8 protein-coding genes are annotated in these 18,341 nt (G+C 71.6%); 5 read left to right on the forward strand and 3 right to left on the reverse strand.

All coding sequences use genetic code 11. From position 1 onward, the window contains the following. Positions 1–969, forward strand: a 969-nt coding sequence (locus tag BN1056_RS14555) for a GuaB1 family IMP dehydrogenase-related protein (protein WP_244671472.1), incomplete at its 5' end; no start/stop codon positions are given. A 140-nt stretch (positions 970–1,109) separates the two neighbouring features. On the opposite strand, the gene BN1056_RS02970 is transcribed toward BN1056_RS14555, so the two are convergent. The 3 genes from BN1056_RS02970 to BN1056_RS02980 form a co-directional block, all read right to left on the reverse strand. Further along, the gene (locus BN1056_RS02970; protein WP_210578941.1) at positions 1,110–2,324 is read right to left on the reverse strand and encodes a trans-sulfuration enzyme family protein; all 1,215 of its coding nucleotides are present in this window, start codon (positions 2,322–2,324) and stop codon (positions 1,110–1,112) included. A 129-nt stretch (positions 2,325–2,453) separates the two neighbouring features. Beyond that, complete coding sequence (locus BN1056_RS02975; protein WP_210578943.1) at positions 2,454–3,746, reverse strand: MalY/PatB family protein; 1,293 nt, start codon at positions 3,744–3,746, stop codon at positions 2,454–2,456. A 306-nt stretch (positions 3,747–4,052) separates the two neighbouring features. Beyond that, positions 4,053–4,946, reverse strand: coding sequence for a TetR/AcrR family transcriptional regulator (locus BN1056_RS02980; RefSeq protein ID WP_210578944.1), 894 nt, complete (start codon positions 4,944–4,946; stop codon positions 4,053–4,055). Between the two features lie 204 nt (positions 4,947–5,150). On the opposite strand from BN1056_RS02980, the gene BN1056_RS02985 reads away from it, so the two are divergent. The 4 genes from BN1056_RS02985 to pulA all read left to right on the forward strand — a co-directional run. Further along, positions 5,151–8,069 (forward strand): YhgE/Pip domain-containing protein, encoded by a 2,919-nt coding sequence (locus tag BN1056_RS02985; RefSeq protein ID WP_210578945.1) that lies wholly within the window; start codon positions 5,151–5,153, stop codon positions 8,067–8,069. A gap of 132 nt (positions 8,070–8,201) precedes the next feature. Continuing rightward, the gene (locus tag BN1056_RS02990) at positions 8,202–10,169 is read left to right on the forward strand and encodes an ABC transporter transmembrane domain-containing protein (RefSeq protein ID WP_210578946.1); all 1,968 of its coding nucleotides are present in this window, start codon (positions 8,202–8,204) and stop codon (positions 10,167–10,169) included. Beyond that, complete coding sequence (locus BN1056_RS02995) at positions 10,166–11,923, forward strand: ABC transporter ATP-binding protein (RefSeq protein ID WP_210578947.1); 1,758 nt, start codon at positions 10,166–10,168, stop codon at positions 11,921–11,923. The genes BN1056_RS02990 and BN1056_RS02995 overlap by 4 nt, the downstream gene beginning before the upstream one ends. Positions 11,924–12,460: 537 nt before the next feature. Then, positions 12,461–18,341 (forward strand): pullulanase-type alpha-1,6-glucosidase (gene pulA, locus BN1056_RS15035; RefSeq protein ID WP_210578948.1); only part of this gene is annotated, 5,881 nt, incomplete at its 3' end.

The following is an 18,341-nucleotide window of genomic DNA, read 5'->3' on the forward strand; positions in this document are numbered from 1 at the left end:
GTCACCCTGCCGGAGGGGATCGACCCGCGCGAGGCCTTCGATCGGCTCAAGGCCGCCCGCCGCACCCTGGCGCCGGTGGTGGGGGCCGACGGCGGCCTGGTCGGTCTGCTCACCCGCTCCGGGGCCGTGCGCTCCACCATCTACCGGCCCGCCGTCGACGCCTCCGGCCACCTGCGCGTGGGCGCCGCCATCGGCATGAACGGCGACCCGGCCCGCCGCGCGGCCGAACTCGTGACGGCCGGGGTGGACGTGATCGTCGTCGACACCGCCCACGGGCACCAGGACCGCATGGTGGAGGTGGTCCGGGCCGTGCGCGCCGCCCTGCCCGACGGCTTCCCGATCGTCGCCGGCAACGTGGTCACCGCGGCCGGCGTGCGCGACCTGGTCGACGCCGGCGCCTCCATCGTCAAGGTGGGGGTGGGGCCGGGCGCCATGTGCACCACCCGCATGCAGACCGGCGTGGGCCGCCCCCAGTTCTCCGCCGTCCTGGAGTGCAGCCGGGAGGCGGCGCGCCTGGGCGCGCACGTGTGGGCCGACGGCGGGGTGCGCCACCCGCGCGACGTCGCCCTGGCGCTCGCGGCGGGCGCCTCCAACGTGATGATCGGCTCCTGGTTCGCCGGCACCCACGAGTCCCCGGGCGACCTGCAGTACGACGCCGACGGCCGCGCCTACAAGGAGAGCTTCGGCATGGCCTCGGCCCGGGCGGTGGCGGACCGCACCGAGGGGGAGGACGCCTTCGACCGCGCTCGCAAGGGGCTGTTCGAGGAGGGCATCAGCGCCGGCCGCATGTACCTGGACCCCGAGCGCCCCGGCGTGGAGGACCTGATCGACTCCATCGTGGCGGGCGTGCGCAGCTCCTTCACCTACGCCGGAGCGGCCTCCATCCCGGAGTTCCGCGAGCGGGCGATCGTCGGCATCCAGTCGGCCTCCGGCTACCGCGAGGGCGCCCCGGTGCCGGTCAGCTGGTAGCTGCCAACCCGACCCGCCCCAACCCGACCCGCCCCGCCCCGCCCGCCGAGGTCGGTTGATCTTACGTGCCGAGGTCGGTGGAAGTTACGTGCCGAGATCGGTCGATATGACGGCGGACCCGGGGCGGTCGGCCGCGCCGCTCACGCCGCCTCCGCGCCCGCCCGATCCAGCGCCTGCCGCAGGTCGGCGAGCAGGTCCGCGGCGTCCTCAATGCCGACGCTCAGCCGCAGCAGCCGGTCCGTCAGCCCGTAGGCGGCGCGGGTGGACGGCGGCACGTCCGCATGCGTCTGCACGCTGGGGCACGTCACCAGCGACTCCACCCCGCCCAGCGACTCGGCGAAGGTGAACACGCGCACCGCCGCCAGGAATGCGGCCACGTCGACGCCGTCGGCCAGCTCGAAGGACACCATGCCCGAGCGTCCCGGATACAGCACCCGCGTCACCCTCGTGTCGGTTCGCAGGAAGTCGGCCACCTTCCGGGCGTTGGCCTCATGCCTCTCCATGCGCAGCGACAGCGTCTTCAGCCCGCGCAGCAGCAGGAACGCATCGAAGGGGCCCAGCGTCGCCCCGGTCGTGTTCAACTGATACTGGAGCCGCTCGCCCAGCGCCGGGTCATTCACGACGACGGCGCCCGCCATGACGTCGTTGTGCCCGGCCAGGTACTTCGTGGCCGAGTACACGGCCACGTCCGCCCCCAACTCCAGCGGCCGGCAGATCACCGGCGTGTAGAAGGTGTTGTCGACCGCCAGCAGTGCCCCCGCCGCATGCGCCCAGTCGGCCACCCGCGCAATGTCCAGCTCGGTCATCATCGGGTTGGTGGGCGTCTCGATCAGCACCAGCGCGGCCGGCCGCCGCAGCGCCTCCCGCAGGCCGGCCTCGCCGACCACGAAGTCCACCTCGTAGGCGCCGTCGTCGGCCAGACATTTCAGGTACCGGTAGGTGCCGCCGTACAGGTCCTCCAGGGCGACGATCCGCGAGCCGTACGGCGCCAGCGTGGTGACCGTCAGCTGCACCGCCGCCATGCCGGAGGCCAGGGCGAAGCCCGCCGCCCCGCCGTCCAGCCGTGCCAGGGCGTCCTGCAGGACGTCGCGGGTGGGGGAGGCGGTGCGCGTGTAGTCGTAGCCGGTGGAGGCGCCCAGGCCCGGATGCCCGAATGCGGTCGACAGGTGGATCGGCGTCGTAATGGCGCCGGTGACCGGGTCGGTGGCGGTCCCCGCATGCGCCAGCACGGTGTCGAGCCGCCAGGGGTTGGGGGAGTCCGACCACGTGGGGTGGTGCTGGATCGGCGCGGTGCGACACCCGGAATGGTCGACGGCGGAGTCGGCGACGGCTACGGCAGATTCGGAAATGCTCATGAGTGCTTTCTGGCTGTATATGGGGGGGGATGACCGGTTTGGGTGAGGTGCTCGTGGCGGTCTCAGCGAGCCTTTTCGACCGATCTCGGTACGTGATTTCTACCGATCTCGGTGAGTGGGGGCGGCGGGTCAGTCCGCACGTCGGGCGAGCAGGCCGTGTACGGCGATCTCCAGGCGATCCAGCGCCTCGTCCAGCGTTGCGCGCGGGCAGGCGAGGTTCAGCCGGGTGAAGCCTGCACCGCCGGTGCCGAACAGGGCGCCGTCGTCGAGCCAGACGCCGGCCTGATCGGTAATGAAACCGTCCAGCTCCTCCGCCGCCAGGCCCGTGGCCTCCAGCAGCCCGGTGCAGTCCAGCCACAGCAGGTAGGTGCCCTCGCATGGCGAGACTTCGACGCCGGGCACCCGCTCCAGGCGGCGGATGACGTGTCGGCGCGCGTACTCGATATGGCGACGCAGGGCGTCGAGCCAGGCGTCGCCGGACTTGTAGGCCGCCTGGCAGGCCGTCAGTCCCAACACATTCGGCTGGGAGTAGCCGGCGGCGCCGAGCGCCGAGCGGAAGCGGGCGCGCAGCTCGGGATCGGCGATGAGGATATTGGCCACCTGCAGCCCGGCCAGGTTGAAGGACTTCGACGGCGAGGTGCAGGTGATGGTGCGGGCGGCGGCGTCGGCGGACAGGGAGGCGAAGGGGGTGGTGCGGTACCCGGGCAGGGCGAGGTCGGCGTGCACCTCGTCGGAGACCAGGAGCACGTCGTGGCGTTCGGCCACCTCGGCCAGCGCCGCCAGTTCGGCGCGGGACCACACCCGGCCCACCGGGTTGTGCGGGTTGCACAGGAGCAGTAGGCGGGCGCCGGTGCTCGTGAGCACGGCCTCCAGCGCGTCCAGGTCGCGCCGGTACACGCCGTCGGCGCCGCGCACCAGCGGGGCCGGGGCGACCACGCGCCCCTGCTGCTCGACCACCTCCCGGAACGGGTAGTAGACGGGCTCCTCAATGACGACGGCGTCACCCGGCTCGGTCAGGGCGCGCACCGCCGTCGCCAGCGCGGGCACGACTCCCGGGGTGACGACGTTCCAGGCCGGGTCGATGCGCCAGTCGTAGCGGCGGGCGAACCAGGCGGCCAGGGTGGCGTTGTAGGCCGCGTCGGGCTCGGTGTAGCCGAAGATGCCGTGCCGCACCCGCCACAGCAGGGCGTTGACCACACAAGGTGCCGTGGGGTGATCCATGTCCGCCACCCACAGCGGCAGGACGGCGCTGGGGCGGCCCCGTTCGGCGGCGAAGTCCCACTTAAGGCTCGCGGTGCCGGCGCGGTCGTGGACCACGTCGAAGGGGGAGGCGGAGGCGTGCGGGGCGAGGCCGGAGGCATCGGGGGCGAGGGTGGTTGTTGCGGCGGCGTCGGTGAAGACGGCGGGGGCGTAGGTGGTCATGGTGCTTCCTGGAAGGCTTGGGGCTGCCGTCACATCGACCGACCTGGGCACGTAACTTCAACCGACCTCGGCGAGGTGGGGTGGGCGCGGTGCGCACAGAGACGTGGCGGCGAATGGAGGATTACCGGGGGTTTGAACGCGGGCCGGCGTGGCGGGCGGCCGCGGAGTGCAACGAGCGCCTACCGGCGGCTCGGACTCTGACCGTTACTCGTGGAAACAGCGACGGCTGGCGCTGTCAGCGCATCTGCATTCGACGCATGCTTTCGGCGCGCACCATCGGGGTACGGGTCGCGAGCGTCGAAGCGGTCATGGGTTGAGGTTAGCGCCGCGGGTGCCAGGCCTGTCAAGGGCGATCGGCGTCGACAGGCGGGCCAGCAGCGCGGGCAGGGTGCGCACGAGGAAGGCGGTCAGGTCGGGTTCGGCGGTGTTGGCGCCGGTGCTCTCCGACCCGCGGTCGCTGTTGGCGTCGTCGTCGTCGGTCTGAGTGCCACGAGTACCAGCGGCCTGTGCGTCACCGGGCCTGTTGCCCTCGGGCGCTGCGGACAGGGCCATGCGCATGGAGCGGACGGCGGTGGCCATGATGAGTTCGGTGGTGTCCTCCGGGCTGAGCAGGCAGGCGCGGTTGATCGACGCCAACCCCTCCACCAGCACCCTTACCAGGTGCCGTTTGAAGGCGGCATAGCCCTCGCGCAGCGGGGAGCCCCCGCCATCCGCCTCGGTGCGCGCGATGTAGGCGGCGAACTCGTTTTGCAGTAGGAACACCTCGCGTGAGATCGGCATGGCCCCGAGCAGCCGGGAGGCGAGTTCGGCCAGCCCGGCGGCCAGTTCGGCGTCGGACTCCAGCGTTGGTCCCTCCGTCTGCGTGGACAGCGCGCCGGCGACGGACTCGTCCACGAAGTTGACGATGGAGGTCCACTGCTCCTCGGCCAGGCGCTGCACGAAGTGGTCCATGTCGGTGAAGTTGGAGTAGAAGGCGCCGCGGGTGAAGCCGGCCCGGGAGCAGATGTCGCCCACGGAGGTGCCGCCGATGCCCTTGTCTGCGAACAGTTCCCGGCCGGCATCCAGCAGCAGTGCCTGAGTCTGGGCGCGTCGCTCGGACGGGGGGACGCCGATGAGCCGACGCACCGCGGCCCGCCGGGCCGACAGGCGCGCGCCGGCGGCCTCGATCAGCTCCTCCGCTTGTTCCCTACTCGTGCTCATGTCCAGCTCATCATGTCATTTCGCGTCGCCCTGTGTCATTCGCGACATTCGCGACGCCGGCGTCGAGAGTGTTTTCGGCGTCCCCTCGGGGTTTCTCAGGCCGATCCTCGGCGTCCAACCAGACACGCATGATACAGGTCTGTATTGAAGGTGTCGATACAGATGTGTATCGTCGGTCGGCGGAACTCAGGAGAGGCAACTGAAATGAAGAAACTCAGCGGCTCGCGCATCGCAAACCTGGTCGTGGTGCTCGCCGTGTCCATCATCCCGCTGCTGTACTCGGGACTGTTGACGCTCGCCTACCAGAACCCCACCAACCGGCTCGGTGACATCAAGGCCGCCGTCGTCAACGAGGACAGCGCCTACACGGCCACGCTCGCCAACGGGGAGACCGAGACCTTTAACCTCGGCGCCGACCTCACGGACGCCCTGACTCATCCGGACGGCGATGAGAACGTCGGCTTCACCTGGGAGCAGATGGACGCCGCCACCGCCGAGGCGGACATGAACACGCAGAAGGTCCGCGCCATCCTCTACATCCCCGCCGACTTCTCCCAGATCGTCTCCCGCGTCGGCTCCGATGACCCCTCCGACGCCGTCACCCAGGAGCTGAAGCTCGTCACCGACGACGGCATCAACTACCTGGCCGGCACCATGGCCGCCACCGTCGCCTCCGAACTCTCCAACCGCCTGGAGCAGCAGGGCTCCGAGCGGGTCCTGTCCACCCTGCTGCTGAGCGTCTCCACCATCCGCGAGGGACTCGTAGAGGCCTCCGACGGCGCCACCGCCCTGGCCTCGGGCGCCGCCACCCTGGAGTCGGGCACCACCGACGCCGCCGACGGCGCCGACCAGCTGGCCGACGGGGCCACCACCCTCACGGTCGGCATGAGCGAGCTGGCCTCCGGCGCCGTCACCCTCTCCGACGGCCTGACCACCCTCGCCACCTCCACGTCTACCGCCGCCTCCGGCTCCCAGCAGCTGGCCGACGGCATGGCCCGCCTGGCCACCGGAGCGTCCTCGGCCGCCTCCGGCGCGAGCACGCTGGCCTCCGGCGCGGGCACCCTGGCCGACGGCACCTCCACGCTGGCCTCGGGCGCCGCCACGGTCGACTCCGGCGCGGGACAGGTGGCCGCGGGCGCATCCTCCGCCTCGTCGGGCGCAAACACGCTGGCCACCGGCGCCACCAGCCTGTCCACCGGTGCCTCCACCCTGTCCACCGGCGTGAACACCTACGTCGACAGTGTGGACCAGGCCTACACGACGCTGAAGGACCAACTCGACCCCGGCGCCCAGGACCTGGCGTCGGGCCTGAACCAGCTGTCCGCCGGCGTCGGCAAGTCCACCGACTCCTACGCCAGCGGCGAGGAGAGTCAGCGGACCCTGTACGGCGCCGCCAATGACCTGGCGACGGGCGCCCAGAGCGCGGTCAACGGGATCGGGTCGTCGACCGACTCGGCCGCGGCCGGCCAGGCGACCCTGTACGGCGCCGTCAACGACTACACCGGCGGCGTGTCCACCGCCCAGGCGGGGGCCGGGCAGGTCGCCACCGCGCTCGCGGGCGCCTATCAGCAATGCGTCGCCGACCACGGCCAGACCGACGCGACCTGCCAGGCGATCGCCCAGGCCGCCGGCGGGCTCGGTACCACCGAGGACACGGCCCAGTCCGGCACCGTGCTGGGCGGCCTCAACACCCTGGCCGCCTCCAGCGCGGGCGTGACCGGCGCCGTCGGCCAGGTCGCCACCGGAGCGGAGCAGCTCTCCTCCGGCGCGACCCAACTGCAGGGCTCCGTCGGTGCCGTCGCCACCGGGGCGGCGGACGCGTCCTCCGGCGCCACTGCGCTGTCCGGAGGACTGGGATCCGCCACCGACGTGTACAACCCCGCCACCGGCGAAGACCGCAGCCTCACCGGGGTGCTGGCCGCACTGTCCTCCCAGGGCCCGACGTTGACCTCCGGCGCCACCTCCGTCAGCGCCGGCGCCTCCCAACTCGCCACCGGCTCCAGCGACCTGTCCACCGGTCTGAACACCCTGTCCACCGGGGCCAACAGCCTCTCCACCGGCGCCTCCCAGCTCGCCACCGGCGCGAACTCGGTCAACTCCGGCGCGCAGACGCTGTCCAGCGGTGCCGACACCCTGTCCAGCGGCCTGAACACGCTGTCCTCCGGCGCTTCCACGGCCGCCACCTCCTCCCAGACCCTTGCCGACGGCCTCGCCCGGCTCTCTGCCGGTGCCGACACCGCCGCCACCGGTGCGGACACCCTGTCCAGCGGCCTGGGCACCGCCTACTCCGGCTCCGTCACCCTGTCCGACGGCGCCACCACCCTCAGTGATGGCCTGGATCGGCTCCAGGAAGGCTCCGTCACCCTGTCCGACGGCGCCGACACCCTCAGCGAGGGCCTGGAAGACGGGGTTGACCAGATCCCCGACTACACCGCGGTCCAGCGCCAGACCATGACCGACGTGGCCGCCGACGCCGCCGACGTCGATGCGGTGCGCGACAACCCCGTGGCCAACAACGGCGCAGGCTTCACCCCCATGTTCATGAGCCTGGCGCTGTGGGTCGGCGCCATCGCCCTGTTCCTGGTGCTGCCCGCCCTGGACAAGCGCAACCACGGCGAGCGCTGGTACGCCGCAGCTATCCGGCCCGCCACCACCGCCGCCCTGCTCGCCGTCGTCCAGGCCGTGGTCATGATGGTCGCGGTCAACGCCTCCGGGCAGATCCACGCCGCCAACCTGGTGGGCCTGTGCGCCATGGCGATCGCCGCGTCGCTGACCTTCGTCGCCGTCAACCAGGCCTGCGTGGCCACGCTGGCCTTCCGCGGCCGCTTCGTGTCCATCATCCTGCTCAGCCTGCAGATCACCTCCATGGGCGCGACCTTCCCGATCGAGACCACGCCGCGCTTCTTCCAGTGGATCCACCCCTACCTGCCGATGAGCTACACCCAGCTCGCCTTCCGGCGGCTGATCGCCGGCGGCGGCGTGGACGGGATCTACCTCAAGACCCTGGCGGTCCTGGCCGTCTGGGCGCTGATCGCCTGGGCCTTCATCCTGCTGGGCGCCCGCCTGCGCCGCGGCCCCAAGCCGCTGCCGGCGGACAACGCCCTCGCGCCCACCGCGGCCTGACCTGGTCCCGCCGCTGCGGTGGCCCGCCGCAGAGGGGCCCAAGGCACTCCCATTCGCTCTGTAGTAGGAGGCAGGTGTTCGTGGCCGTGGCGAGGGTGTCGGCCGCGGCCGGGTCACATAGGCTAGGAGATCGTGTCGATCCCCGTTACCCGCGCCCCGCGCCGGTGGCCCGCCTTCCTGTCGGTGCAGACGACGCCGCCCCCGGAGCTGCCCGCCACCCCGGGCGGGCTGCTGCGCGCCGTGACCCGCATGAGCGTGCCTGCGATCGCCCTCGGCGTCGTGGTCTCCACGGCCTCCTACCTCGCGCAGGCGCTGATCCCACTGGCACTGGGCGACCTGCTCGACGCCGGCCTCGAGGCCGGACTCACCGCCCGCCTGCTGCCCGGGCTGGCTGCGCTGACCGGACTGGGACTGCTCGGCTCGCTCGCCGCCGGCCTGGAGGACGCCACCGGCATGGGCGCCTGGGTCGGCGCCTGGAAGCCGGCCATGCGCGGCGCCGCCCACCGCCTGGGCCTGCGCTCGCGAGCCGTCACCCGCCGCATCGCCAGCGGGGACGTCATCGCCACCATCACCGCCGACGCCGACAACATCGGCGCCCTGATGTACTTCGTCGTCAACGTCATCGGCGCCCTGGTCAGCGTCGTGGTTGTGGGCGTGCTCATGCTGCGCACGTCCGCCCCGCTGGGGCTGCTGGTGCTGATCGGTCTGCCGATCGTGTTGGCGCTGGTGGGCGCCTTCATCCGTCCCCTGAACCGGCGCCTGTCCGTGCAGCGCGAAGAACAGGGGCGCCTGTCCACCATCACCACCGACGCCGTGTCCGGCCTGCGCGTGCTGCGCGGCATCGGCGGGGAGGACGTGTACGCCGCCCGCTACGCCGAGGCCTCCCACCGGGTGCGCGACGCCGGCATCCGGGTCGCCTCCACCCAGGCGCTCCTGGCCACCGTCAAGGCCGGCGCCCCCATGGTCTTCACCGCCGTCGTCGTCGGTGCGGGTGCCCGCGCGGCCCTGACCGGCACCATCAGCCCGGGCCAACTGGTCACCTTCTACGGCTACACGACCTTCCTGGTCGGGCCGCTGGGCGTGATGGCCGACCTGATCCAGTTCTCCACCCGCGCCTGGGTGGGCGCCCGCAAGGTCGCCCGTATCGAGGCGGTCGAGCCGCTGACCGACGACGCAGGCGTCGTCCCCGGGGCGCGCCTGGACCCGGCCGGCGACCTGACCGACCTGAGTTCCGGCGTGGTGCTGCGCGGCGGACGCATGACCGCCCTGGTCTGCCCCGACCCGGCCCGCGCCGCCGCCCTGGCCCAGCGCCTCGGCCGTGCCGACGACGCCGACGGCCCCGTCGCGCTGGGCGGCACCGACCTGCGCACCGTCCCGCTTAAGGAGGTGCGCCGCACCATCGTCGTCTCCGGCGCCCACGCCGAGGCCTTCGCCGGCACGCTCGCCGAGGAGGTACTCGGCGACGAGATCCCCCTGTCCGGGCCGCGCCCGACCGCCGAGGTCATCCGCTCAGGCGCGGTGGCGGGCGCCCACGGCGACGACGGCCCCGCCGCCGGCGGGGGTGCGGCGCCCCTGACCGCCGCCCAGCGGGAGCGCGCCGAGCAGGCCCTCGCCGTGGCCGCCGCGGGCGACGCCCTGGACTCCCTCGGTGGCCTGGACGGCCAGCTCACCGAGAAGGCCCGCAACGTCTCCGGCGGTCAGCGCCAACGCCTGGCTCTGGCCCGCGCCGTCGCCCGCCACGCGCCCGTGCTGGTGCTGGTCGAGCCCACCAGCGCCCTGGATTCGCACACCGAGGACTTGGTGGCCCGGAGGCTGCAGGAGGAGCGGCGGGGCCTGACCACCGTCGTCGTCACCTCCTCCCCACTGCTGTTGGGACGTTGTGACGAGGTGGTGCTGCTCGCGCCCGCCGAGGCGTCTGACGGCGGTGCGGTCGGCGCCGTCGTCGACGCCAATGGCGCCGGTGCGGCCGGCCGACGCGGGACTGCCACCCCGGCAGCAGATGTGCATGAGGTCGCTCGCGGTACCCACCACGAGCTGAGCGCTCTGGACGCCTACCGCGCCGTCGTCGAACGCGGTGTAGACACGGGAGGAGAGCCGTGAACCGACGCCTACCCGTGGCCGACGGGGCCGCCGTGCGTCGCCGCGCCGTCGAGCTGGTCCGCGAGCACCGCGGCGCGATCGCCGCCGTCACGATCATCCAACTGCTGGCGGCACTGGCCTCCGTGGGCATCCCCCGGGTGCTCGGATCCATGGTCGACCTGGTGACCGGTGCCGTGGACGCCAATACGGCCGGTCGGCTGCAGGGGCTGATCGTCGTCGTCATCGCCCTGGCGGTCGGCAACGCCGCCCTGACCGGCTGCGGCGAGTACCTGGCGCGTGTGCTGGGGGAGCGGGTGTTCGCCGAGCTGCGCGAGCGGCTGGTCGGCTCGGCCATGCACCTGCCGCTGTCGGTGGTCGAGTCCGCCGGCACCGGCGACCTGCTGGGGCGCACGGGCCGTGACCTGGACTCCATTCGCAACGTCGTCCAGCGCGGCGTCAGCCAGATCCTCGTCATTGTGCTCACGCTGCTCACGATCGTGGCCGCCGCGGTGATCACCTCCCCGCAGCTCAGTCCCGCGCTGATCATTCCGCTGTTGACCATCCTGCCCGCGGCGAGTTGGTACCTGCGCTACGCCGTGCCCGCGTACCGGGCCATGAACGCCATGTGGGCCGAGGTCGACGGCGTTGTCGCCGAAACCGCCGACCAGGCGGTCACCGTCGACGCCCACGGGTTGGGGGCGCGCCGCAACCGCATCCTGGACCGGGCCATGATCGAGGTCTGGTCCACCGAGCAGTACGCCCTGTGGCTGCGCATTGTCCTGATCACCGCCCTGGGGCTGGGCTCCTTCGGCCCGGTGATCGCCGTCGTCGCCTGGGGGGCTTGGTTGGCCGGACACGGTGCCGTATCCCTCGGGGCGATCACCACGGTGTCGCTGTACGCCGTTCAGTTGCGCACGCCCGTCTCAGAGATGACCTTCTGGATCGACTCCCTGCAGACGGCGGGCGCCGCCATGTCCCGCATCGTCGGCGTGGAACTGGTCGCTCCCGACCGCCAAGCCACCAGCAGCACGGTCACGGGCCGGCCTCCGCGCGTGTGCGGCGTCTCCTACGCGTACCTGCCCGGACACGACGTGCTGCACGATGTCGACCTGGAGTTGATCCCGGGGGAGCGACTGGCCGTCGTCGGCCCGTCCGGCTCGGGCAAGTCCACACTCGGCCGCATGCTCGCCGGCATTCACCCGCCCACCCGCGGGCGCGTGACAGTGGGCGACGGCGATGGCGTCGATCTGACCGCGCTCACGGAGGACGCGCTGCACCACGAGGTCGCGCTGGTGACCCAGGAACACCACGTCTTCGCCTGCAGCCTGGCCGACAACCTGCGTCTGGCCCGCACGGACGCCACCGACGCCGAGCTGGAGCGTGCCCTGGAGGTCGTTGGTGCCGCCGAGTGGGCGCGGGGGCTGTCCGACGGGCTGGACACCCTCGTCGGCGCCGGCGGAGTGCAGCTGACTCCGGGGCAGGCGCAGCAGGTCGCGCTGGCCCGCATCGTGCTGATGGACCCGGCCACGCTCGTTCTGGACGAGGCCACCAGCCTGCTCGATCCCAGCGTCGCCCGCTCCGCCGAGCGCTCGTTGGACGCCGTACTGGCCGGTCGCACCGTGGTGGCCATCGCCCACCGACTGGACACGGCCGCCGCCGCCGACCGGGTGGCGGTGGTGATTGACGGGCGGATCGTGGAGTTGGGGCCGCACGCAGAGCTGCTGGCCGCCGGCGGGGAGTACGCCCGCCTGTGGCGCGCCTGGGTCAGCGACTGAGCGGCGCTCACCCCTCCGGCTGGACCGCCCACGCCCCGTTGGACCGCCCACGCCCCGTTGGACCGCTGTAACCGGCGGCTACGGCGGTCCAACCGGGGAACAGGGGTCCAACCGGGGAACGGCGGTCCAACTAACGGGCTCAACAGCCACACACCGCCACCCAAGCACTTACACAACAGGACCTAGAACCTCGAAAAGCTCCAGAACGCGTACGTGAGGCGGTATCGGTGGGCGGCCTGAGCGCGGGGAGCGGGCTATGTGCAGGCGGCCGGTCTACGTGCAGGCCGCCGGGGTTCAAGCAGCGCTGCTTCGACCGGTCTCGGTACGTAAGTTCCACCGACCTGGGCACGTAAGTTCCACCGACCTCGCGGAGGGGGGAGAGGGGAAAGTGCAAGGCCATGAAAGAGTTGCAGAGGTTGCAGGTTGCGGTTTCGTGTCGTACTCTCAAGTGACCCCAACCGGCCCCGTCAGGCTTTGGCCGGAACCCACCTCGCCCGCCCAGGCGCGGGCGCGACTTGCACAGACGAAGGAGTCACCGTGCGCTTGCATTCCTTGCATACCGGGCGGCTGAAGCGTTCCCGCGCCCTCGGCGCCGTCGCTGCCACCGCCCTGGCCCTGTCCACCGGGGCGATCGGCCTGGCCGCGCAGCCCGCCGTCGCCGTCGCCGACGAGGCCGCACCGGCATCCGTGGCCCTGGTCGGCTCGCTGCAGGATGAACTCGGCTGCGGAGGCGACTGGGACCCCGCCTGTGACGTCACCGAGCTGACCGACGCCGACGGTGACGGCACCTGGGAGTACACCACCACCGTGCCCGCCGGCGCCTACGAGATCAAGGTCGCCCTGAACGACACCTGGGACACCTCCTACGGCAAGGACGGCGGCGCGGACAACATCCCCCTCACCCTCGCCGGCGACGCCGAACTCACCTTCACCTGGAACCAGGACAGTCACCGCGTCGGGCTCGCCTCCGCCGACCTGACCGGCGACTACACCGACGCCGACGCCGCCCTCGCCGCCGCCCCGGTACGACAGGGCACCGCTGAGCAGTTCTACTTCGTGCTCACCGACCGCTTCGCCAACGGCGACGCCTCCAACGACACCGGCGGGCTCACCGGCGGCAGCGACATCACCGGTCTGGACCCCACCGACAAGGGCTACTACCACGGCGGCGACATCCAGGGACTGATCGACCACCTGGACTACATCCAGGACCTGGGCACCACCGCCATCTGGCTGACCCCCTCCTTCACCAACCAGCCCGTCCAGGGCAGCGGCGCGGACGCCTCCGCCGGCTACCACGGCTACTGGATCACCGACTTCACCTCCATCGACCCGCACCTGGGCGGCAACGAGGCGCTGGCACAGCTGCGCGACGCCCTCCACGCGCGCGGCATGAAGCTGTACCTGGACATCATCACCAACCACACCGCCGACCTCATCAGCTATGAGGAGGGCACCTACTCCTACGTCGAGACCGCCGACGTGCCCTACACCGACGCCGACGGCAACGTCATCGACATCTCCGCCCTGGCCGGTCGGGACGACTTCCCCACCCTCGACGCCGCCACCTCATTCCCCTACACGCCCGTGCGCAACGGCGACGTCATCCCCGAGGCCCTGAACGACGTCACCCTGTACCACAACCGCGGCGACTCCACCTGGACGGGTGAGTCCACCACCATGGGCGACTTCCAGGGCCTGGACGACCTGATGACGGAGAACCCGATCGTCGAGCAGACCTTCGAGGACGTCTACACCGCCTGGATGGACTTCGGCGTGGACGGCTTCCGCATCGACACCGTCAAGCACGTCAACTATGAGTTCTGGGAAGACTGGACCGCCGCCATCGACGCCCACGCCGAGGCCACCAACCCGGACTTCTTCACCTTCGGCGAGGTCTACGACGCCGACGCCACCAAGACCAGCCCCTACGTGCGTGGCACCGGCATGGACGCCACCCTCGACTTCGCCTTCCAGGCCGCCGCCCAGGGCTTCGCCCGGGGCCGGCCGACGACGAACCTGAGCACCTTCTTCGCCACCGACGACTACTACACGACCGACCACTCCAGCATCTACGCCGAGCCCACCTTCCTGGGCAACCACGACATGGGCCGCATCGGCTACCTGCTGGGCGGCGGGTCCGGCAGCGCGGACCTGCTCACCCGCTCCGAACTGGCCCACTCCCTGATGCTGCTGACCCGCGGCCAGCCGGTCATCTACTACGGCGATGAGCAGGGCCTGGCCGGCTCCGGCGGGGACAAGGACGCCCGCCAGGACATGTTCGCCACCCAGGTGGACCAGTACGCGAGTGAGCAGCTCATCGACGGCACCGTGGCCGGCTCCACCGACCGCTACGACACCGACTCCGCGCTGTATAAGCACATCGCCGAGCTCTCCCGGCTGCGGGCCACCACCCCGGCTCTGTCCACCGGCTCCCAGATCGAGCTGTACTCCCAGGACTCCGCCGGCGTATACGCCTTCGCCCGCGTGGACCGCGACGAGAAGATCGAGCACCTGGTCGCCCTGAACAACGCCGGCGAGGACCAGACCGTCACCTTCACCACCCTCACCCCCGGCGCCGCCTACACCCCGCTGTACGGCACCGACAAGGCGGTCACGGCCGACGCCGGCGGCACCGTCACGCTGACCGTGCCCGCGATGAGCGCCGTCGTGCTGCGCGCCGACGCCACCGTCGCCGCCGCGGAGAACCCCACGGTCGGCTTCACCACCGCCTATGGGGCGAACCTGTCCGGCACCACTGCGGAGATCGCCGCCGCCACCGCAGCCGACCGCTGGGCGGAGACCACCTTCTCCTACCGGCCGCTCGGCACCGAGGACTGGACCACCGTCGGCACCGCCGAGGACGACACCCCGCGCGTGTACGCGGACCTGTCGGCCGTGCCCACCGGCACCGTCCTGGAGGTGCGGGCGGTAACCACCGACGCCGCCGGCAACCGGGCCGCCGCCTCCACCCTCGCCGTCGTCGGCGCCGACCTCACCGGCGCGCAGCCGCAGGCCGACCCGGACGCCCCCATCGACGGCCTCGAGGTCACCATCCCCGGCGACCACAACACCGAGATGGGCTGCATCTCCGACTGGCAGCCCGACTGCGAGCAGGCGCTGCTGGCCCAGGACCCGGTCTCCGGCCTGTACACCGGCACCTTCGACATCCCCGCCGGCACCTGGCAGTACAAGATCGCCATCGGCGGCACCTGGGACGAGAACTACGGCGCCGACGCCGTCGCCGGCGGCGACAACATCTACTACACCACCGACGGCGGGCCGGTCACCTTCTACTACGACGCCCGCACCCACCAGGTGTGGAACGACGCCGAGGCCCCGGCGGTGACCCTGCCCGGCTCCTTCCAGGACGAACTCGGTTGTGAATCCGACTGGGACCCCGCCTGCCTGGCCTCGATCATGCGGCCGAACGGCGACGGGACGTGGACCTTCTCCACCGCGGCACTGCCCACCGGCTCCTATGAGGTGAAGGTCGCCGTCGGCCTGTCCTGGGCGGAGAACTATGGGGTTGACGGTGCCGCGGACGGCGCCAACTACTCCTTCTCCGCCACCGCGGGCAAGAGCGTCGTCTTCACCTATGACGAGTCCTCCCACCTGCTGACCATCGCCGTCACTGACCCGCCCGTCGCCGGCACCGGCGAGGAGCGCGCCTACTGGGTCGACTCCACCACGCTGGCCTGGCCGGTGAGCCTGCTGCCCGACGGCGTGACCCGTGCGGACGTGGTCGGCGACGACGGCACTCCCGCCGCCGACGCCCCCATCAGCCTGGGCCTGGTCACCTCCCCGGATGGCGGCGCCGCCCTGGCCGACGGGAAAGTGACGGGCGGTACCGAGACGCCGCTGCGCGTGCTCGGCAACCTGTCCGACGACGTCCTGGCCGCGCACCCCAATCTCGCCGACTACATCGCCGTCTCACCGACCGACGCCGACGGCAAGGCCCTGCTGTCCGAGGCGGAGGTCGCCGAGGCCCTCAAGGGCCAGGTGGCCGTGGTCCAGCACGGCGCCGACGGCACCGGCGCGACCGCCTTCACCGGCGTGCAGACCGCCGTCGTCATCGACTCCCTGTACGCCGACGCCGTCGCCGACGCGCCGCTGGGCGTCACCTTCGTGGGCGGCGTCCCCGATTTCGCGCTGTGGGCGCCGACCGCCCAGGCGGTCACCCTGCTGACCTGGGACACGGGCACGGCCACCGGCTCGGCCGCCCTCGTGGACGGCGACCCCGTGCGCACCGCCGCCGTGCGCGGCGACGACGGCCGCTGGACGGTGGACGGCGCAGACGCCGGCATCACCGCCGGCTCCCAGTACCTGTGGGAGGTCAAGGTGTATGCGCCGTCCACCGGGAAGGTGGAGACCAACCTGGTCACCGACCCCTACTCGGTGGGCTTGACCCTGGGCTCGGCGCGGTCGGTCGCCGTCGACCTGTCCGACCCGGACCTGGCCCCCGAGCAGTGGACGTCCACCGCCTCCCCGCTGATCTCGTCCGACGCGGCCCGCACCATCTACGAGCTGCACGTGCGCGACTTCTCCGCCGCGGACGCCACCGTCCCGGAGGAGTACCGCGGCACCTATAAGGCCTTCACCGTCACCGACTCCGACGGCATGCAGCACCTGGCCGAACTCGCCGACGCGGGCATCGACACCGTCCACCTGCTGCCGACCTTCGACATCGCCTCGATCGAGGAGGACCGCTCCGCCCAGCAGGTGCCGGACATCCCGGCCGACGCCGGTCCGGACTCCACCGAGCAACAGGCCGCCGTGGGAGCGGTCAAGGACGCCGACGCCTACAACTGGGGCTACGACCCCTACCACTACACGACCCCCGAGGGCTCCTACGCCACCGAGGGCAACCAGGACGGCGGCGCCCGCACCTACGAGTTCCGCGAGATGGTCGGCGCCCTGCACGCCACCGGCCTGCAGGTGGTGCTGGATCAGGTCTTCAACCACACGGCCGGTGCCTGCCAGGACACCACCTCGGTGCTGGATCGGGTGGTGCCCGGCTACTACCAGCGGCTGGACGCCAAGGGCGACGTGCTCACCTCCACCTGCTGCCCCAACACCGCCACCGAGAACGCCCTGGCGGAGCGGCTCATGATCGACTCGGTGGTCACCTGGGCGCGCGACTACCACGTCGACGGCTTCCGCTTCGACCTGATGGGCTACCACTCGGTGGACACCATGAACCGGCTGCGTGCCGCCCTGGACGAACTCACGGTTGAGAAGGACGGCGTGGACGGCTCGGCCATCTACCTGTACGGCGAGGGCTGGAACATGGGGGAGATCGCGGACAACGCGCTGTTCACCACCGCCACCCAGGGCCAGTTGGACGGTACCGGCATCGGCACCTTCAACGACCGGCTGCGCGACGCCGTCCACGGCGGCGGCCCCTTCGACGACGACCCGCGCACCTACCAGGGCTTCGGCACCGGGCTTTACACGGCCCCCAACGGATTGTCCAACAAGACCGAGGAGGAGCAGCTGGCCGACCTCGGCCACGCCACCGACCTGGTCAAGCTGGGCCTGGCCGGCAACCTGAAGGACTACTCCTTCACCCAGTCCGACGGGACCGTCAAGCGTGGGGCGGAGGTCGACTACAACGGGCAGGCGGCCGGTTACGCCTCCAGTCCGGAGGAGACGATCAACTACGTGGACGCCCACGACAATGAGACGCTGTTCGACCTGGGCGTCTACAAGCTGGCCGCGGACACGTCCATGGCCGACCGGGTGCGCATGAACAGCCTGTCGCTGGCCACCGTGACGCTTGGCCAGTCGCCGTCCTTCTGGGCGGCGGGCACCGAGATGCTGCGCAGCAAGTCGCTGGACCGCGACTCCTACAACTCCGGCGACTACTTCAACGCGATCGACTGGACCGGGCAGGACAACGGCTTCGGCGCCGGGCTGCCCATGGAGTCCTCCAACGGCTCCAAGTGGGACATCCAGCGCCCACTGCTGGCCGACCCCGCGCTCAAGCCCACGGCGGAGGATATTGCCGCCTCCAATGCGCAGATGCTGGACTTCCTGCGGATCCGCACCTCGACGCCGCTGTTCCACCTGGGCTCGGCCGACGCCATCCAGACCAAGCTCTCCTTCCCGAACTCCGGGACGGACGCGACGGCCGGCGTGATCGACATGCTCATTGACGACACCGTGGGCGACGACGTGGACGCCTCGCTGGCGGGTGTGCTGGTGGTGTTCAACGCCTCCGACACCGAGGTCAGCGAGACGATCACGGACCTGGCCGGGCGGGAGTTCGTGCTGCACCAGGTTCAGGCCGATGGCTCCGACGCCGTCGTCAAGGACTCGACCTTCGACGCGGCCACCGGCACCGCCACCGTCCCGGCGCGCACCGTGGCGGTCTACGTGGAGAAGCAGGCGGGCGGCTCCACCGAGCCGACGGCCG

The organism is Actinomyces succiniciruminis (assembly GCF_900002405.1).
Lineage (GTDB): Bacteria > Actinomycetota > Actinomycetes > Actinomycetales > Actinomycetaceae > Actinomyces > Actinomyces succiniciruminis.